We start from the raw sequence: 2,468 nt of genomic DNA, 5'->3' as shown, positions 1-2,468 counted from the left end.
AGCTATGGGCATTTGGCAAAAACATATTTATCATTACTAAAAAACATTTCAACACTCTTTGCCTAGTGTCTATTGCCTAAAACACATAAATTAAATCTGATTCTGCATTTCTACTCAAAAAAAGCATTGCTGAATTACTTGTTGAAAGCAATTTATCAAATCACAAGAAAGTTTTGAAGATTAGTAGTGGAAGTTTAGCGCATAAAACCCTATTCAGGATTTTTGAATTTATTTGTAGGAATACATACCTTACGAGTCTGTTTCAACACGTTGAATCATACGTTTTTGAAAATCTTGAAAAATACTTGGATTACTATATAGTTTCGAAAACATAATAGCACCCTCCAATTCCATAAGCGTTTGTTGCGCTAGAATTTGAGCCTGTTCTTGAGAATAGAGTTCTTGATAAATATTAGCAAAGCTTTGAACTACGCCATCCATGATGGTAGTCAATAAATGTCGGAAAGAAGGATACAGATTAGCTGTTTCGAGGATGGTATTTCCCAAAATGCAACCTCCGTTTTTATGAATCACTACTTTACTTAGTCCTTTCAAAAATAGCTTCATTCTTTTTGAAGCGGAATATTGTTTATGGAAGGCTAAGGGATAAACATTGCTTTTTAATTCGTAATCAATACTCTCAAGAATTTGTACCATTAATTCTTCTTTACTAATAAAGTAATGATAAAAGCTTCCCTTAAGCAGACCTACCTCGGCAGCAAGGTCTGACATAGAGGTGTTGTGGTAACCTTTATTACTAAACACGTTCAGGGCTTTGGCTATTATCTCATTTTTAGTAACTTTTTGAATAGGCATACTTGATGGCAAGATAGTTTTAGAAATAAATTAATTGAGCTAATTTACAAGTATTTAGCTGACAATAAGGAGCATATCATAGAAAAATATCCTAGAGTTTATTAAATGGTAAATAGTAGTTTGAATCCTACAATTTTTTATATTTTTAATACCAAACTTGCTCGATAGGTTGTCTCTTAGTTTCAAGATAAAATACCACAATGAGGTGTTAATCTTTTGTTAATCCTTAGTCGGAGTGTGGAATATTATGTAAATTCGTTTTTCACAAAACATAAAATCAAAATGAAGAAATGGATGCTATGCCTCTTATTTTTGGGCATATTGTGCGAAACATCAATGGCACAACACCGTATCGATATTGAGGTAAAGGGACTTAGAGATTCAACATTTTTTTTGGTCAACGCCTTCGAAAAAAGCTATTTGGCGCTTGATACTGCCAAGGCTGATGCTGATGGAAAAATCCTATTTCAAGGTACAAAAGATTTGCCCTTAGGCTTCTATATTTTGGTTCAGGGAAATCAAAGGGTTTTTGATTTTTTAGTAACAACTCAACACTTTAGCATCAAAACAAATAAGGCTGATTTGTATGGTAAAATGGAAATAGAAGGCTCTGAGGAGTCGCGCCAATTTGCTGAATTTCTGAGAACTGTCAATGAAAAAGGAGCCAAAATCCAAAATGCTCCTGCCACTGAGCGTCCAAAGCTAATAGCCGACATGGATGCATACAAAAAAGCATTTGTTCAGAAGTATGGCAAAGAGTCTTTAGCTTCTAATATTGTTCGTATCAATACAGAAATTGAAGCACCTCCATATCCTGCCAAACCTACTGTGGAGGATACCATCAAGCATAATGACTTTTTACTCAAACATTATTTTGACAATGTTGCCCTCGAAGATGAGCGTATGATGCGAACTCCTTTTTTGGGTCCTGTGTTAGAAAATTACCTCAAAACAGTAGAAGGGCCTTATTCTCCTGATACCTTAATCCAGATTACAGACCGTTTACTTGATAGAACGCCTCCAAAGTCAGACCAGCGAAAGTATGTGTTTAGTAAAATTGCACAAAAGTTTTTGACTACCGAATTTCTTGGAAAAGAGGTGGTATATACCCATGTGGCCGAAAAATATATGATTCGAAATGCTGCCTTGTGGGATTCGGCAACGGTAGTTCGTAACTTTGAGTATGTGTATCGTATGAAAAAGGTTTTGATTGGTAATACACTCAAAGACCTCATTATGACTGATACTCTTGGCCGGCCAGTGAGTCTTTATCAGACAAAATCCAAATATATCTTGGTTATGATTTATGATCCTAATTGCCATCATTGCCAAGAAACAACCAAAAAATTAGTGGAGGACTATCCCAAATTGCAAGCAAAAGGTGTGAAAATCTTTATGGCATGTGGGGTACGAGGACAAGAAAAGGATAAAAAAGATTGGAAGAAGTTTATCAAAGATTTTAAAGCACAAAAATTTATTCATGGTTATGATAATAACGTAAGCATTGATTTTACGAATGAGTATAATACCCAAACCTATCCTAATGTCTTTTTGGTAGATAGTACCTATAAAATATTGGCAAACAAGAAACTCGAAACCGAACAGTACTTAAGATTGATTGATGCAGAAGAAAAGAAGAGGAAAAAGTAGGG

2 protein-coding genes are annotated in these 2,468 nt (G+C 34.7%); one reads left to right on the top strand and one right to left on the bottom strand.

Features of this window, described 5'->3' with window-relative positions:
- Positions 1 to 249: 249 nt before the first annotated feature.
- On the bottom strand, positions 250 to 816 hold the full coding sequence (locus ACOVQ4_RS04215) for a TetR/AcrR family transcriptional regulator (RefSeq protein WP_421819405.1): 567 nt from the start codon (positions 814 to 816) through the stop codon (positions 250 to 252).
- Between the two features lie 282 nt (positions 817 to 1,098).
- Between ACOVQ4_RS04215 and ACOVQ4_RS04210 the strand changes: the two genes are divergently transcribed.
- Positions 1,099 to 2,466 carry a thioredoxin-like domain-containing protein gene (locus ACOVQ4_RS04210; protein WP_421819404.1) on the top strand — a complete coding sequence of 456 codons (1,368 nt, stop codon included), beginning with the start codon at positions 1,099 to 1,101 and terminating at the stop codon, positions 2,464 to 2,466.
- Positions 2,467 to 2,468 lie beyond the last annotated feature (2 nt).

Origin of the sequence: Flectobacillus sp. (assembly GCF_049240685.1) — a bacterium.
In the GTDB taxonomy this organism is placed as follows: Bacteria; Bacteroidota; Bacteroidia; order Cytophagales; family Spirosomataceae; genus Flectobacillus.
Note: the sequence above shows the minus strand (reverse complement) of the source record. Positions and strands in the feature narration are given on the sequence as shown.